Genomic DNA, 2,015 nt, shown 5'->3' with positions numbered 1-2,015 from the left:
CGGAAGGCCTGTTCGATCTGGGTTTGTTTGGCTTCGATTTCGATCTCGATGCCATTCAAAAGCGATGTCTGCGGTCCGTCACTTTCGACCACCCGCATGTAACGATCAATCAGCGAAATCTGTTCAAGCTGGCGCGCACGCACGTCCGAAAGCGAGTCCTTAACCGGCGTGACGTAGCGCGACACCGCCTCAAGATCACCATTGATGCCAAGGGACTGGATCACGGAGAAACCGGTGGCCACAACGAGCCACACGACAAAAAAGGCCGCGACACCCAGGAACTTCGCCCGAATGGTCCTTAGCATGCCGGTCCTGATCCTCCGGTTAAGTGATGTTGCATCATCAATTGCTGCTTGGCATATCGGAACGAAACAGCGGTTCGACAAGCTGCATAATGCCTTGCAACTATTTAAAAAAGGCTACCTGATCATTGATTGAGGGTCAAAAAGCAATCAGTTGTTGGTGCAGGAATAATTTTTCCGATCATCGCTGTCGACAACCCAGTGCCGGATATCCTCGATCACCAACGGCCCGTTCAGATCCCGCAACAACATGTGATACCCCGCCGAATAAAGGCAGCGGTGATAGTCGGGCAAACCGAGGCTGGACAGTTCATCATCAAGGGCCGCAACGGCCTCAGGCGGGATCACCTGATCTTGCATCCCCGACAGCAAAAGCGTTGGCACAGATATATCCCCGGCCCGAACGCGCGCCAGATCCATGATATCGGCAACACCGCCAAGCAGATCGACCCGAACAGAAGACATCATGTGCGGGTCGCGCGACAGCCGACGCAACATTTCGATATTGTCCGACGGCCAGATATCAAGTCCCCGCCCCGTCAGCGGCAACCATGGCAGGCTGTGCGACAGGATCGAAAGTGGTGCGGTCTGGTACCACGGCATCATGTCGCGGTTCCAAACTGCCGGTGCCACCAAAACTAGGCCATCCATCAAATGCCCGCGTGTGGCCGCTGTGATGATCGCCACCGCCCCGCCCATCGAATTCCCCAGAAGGTAAATCGGCGTATCGGGATAGCGGGCGCGCAACAGCGTCAATGCATCGCTGGCATCATTGACCAGGCTGGCTGTGCCGGCCCAGAATGGTCGTGTAGGCGTACGGCCAAAGCCCCGCTGATCATAAGCAAAGATCGCGATGCCCTTCGGGCCGACCTGTTCACCCAGCTCCATAAAGGCATTGGCATAATCGCCCATTCCGTGCAGACCAAGGATCACTGCATCGGGATCTTCAAGGTCGCCCCAGCTTTGCAACGGCAGCGCCGTACCATCGGCCGCAACAAAACCGTCTGGCCCAAGCACGGTCTGGGCAATCGGTGGTCCCGCCCGGCGAACGGTTGGCGCACAGGCGCTTACCATCCCGGCAAACAACAACATCGCACAGAGGCGGAAAACGGGGCGCAAAAAACACGGTGACAAAGTGGCGACCAACCCTACGCAGGAAACACAGACACTCAATGAAGATTATAATGCGTTCGCCCGCAAGGTATTGTCACACATTACATATTCCAAGCAGGCAGTCGGGTTATTGAGGAAATTCTGGTTTAAGGTTTAACCAATCGGCCCGATCTAGTAGAACTACAGCAGGTTCAGCGGGTTTTTTAATCCAATGACAGATGCAGACATTGGGTATTTTGCCTTGTTGCCATATCGATCGTTCCACACGTTTTCCAACGAAAGGATACGACCATGAGCATGAAAGAAGCTTACGAGAAAAAACTGGAAGCCCAACTCAATGAGTGGAGTGCCCAGATTGACAAGCTTAAGGCGCAGGCTGAGTTGGCAGAAGCCGATGCACAAATACAGTATCAGAAACAAGTCAAAGAGCTCCGCGCCATGCAAGACGAGGCCGAGCAGAAGCTCAGAGAATTGCAAAAATCAAGCGATACCGCTTGGCAGGACCTGAAAGCTGGCATGGATAACGCTTGGGACTCGATTGAAGCTGCGATGAAAATGGCTACCAGCAGGTTCAAGTGATCGAGCGGATCAAAACGCAAT

Annotated in this window: 2 protein-coding genes and 1 pseudogene; 1 reads left to right on the top strand and 2 read right to left on the bottom strand. The window is 54.1% G+C overall.

The features are described from left to right. Both B3Z49_RS14060 and B3Z49_RS14055 read right to left on the bottom strand, forming a co-directional pair. A pseudogene (locus B3Z49_RS14060) lies at positions 1-305 on the bottom strand (adenylate/guanylate cyclase domain-containing protein); the annotation flags it as partial. A 147-nt stretch (positions 306-452) separates the two neighbouring features. Further along, entirely contained in the window at positions 453-1,394 is a 942-nt protein-coding gene (locus B3Z49_RS14055) for an alpha/beta hydrolase (RefSeq protein ID WP_296992001.1), read from the bottom strand. A gap of 312 nt (positions 1,395-1,706) precedes the next feature. Between B3Z49_RS14055 and B3Z49_RS14050 the strand changes: the two genes are divergently transcribed. Continuing rightward, on the top strand, positions 1,707-1,994 hold the full coding sequence (locus B3Z49_RS14050; RefSeq protein ID WP_197146269.1) for a coiled coil domain-containing protein: 288 nt from the start codon (positions 1,707-1,709) through the stop codon (positions 1,992-1,994). Positions 1,995-2,015: the final 21 nt, after the last annotated feature.

The organism is Thalassospira sp. UBA1131 (assembly GCF_002311515.1).
GTDB lineage: Bacteria > Pseudomonadota > Alphaproteobacteria > Rhodospirillales > Thalassospiraceae > Thalassospira.
Note: the sequence above shows the minus strand (reverse complement) of the source record. Positions and strands in the feature narration are given on the sequence as shown.

Excerpts from the sequence above, each read along its gene's own strand:
- B3Z49_RS14050 (WP_197146269.1), top strand. The coding sequence starts at position 1,707 with ATGAGCATGAAAGAAGCTTACGAGAAAAAACTGGAAGCCCAACTCAAT.
- B3Z49_RS14055 (WP_296992001.1), bottom strand. The coding sequence starts at position 1,394 with ATGTTGTTGTTTGCCGGGATGGTAAGCGCCTGTGCGCCAACCGTTCGC.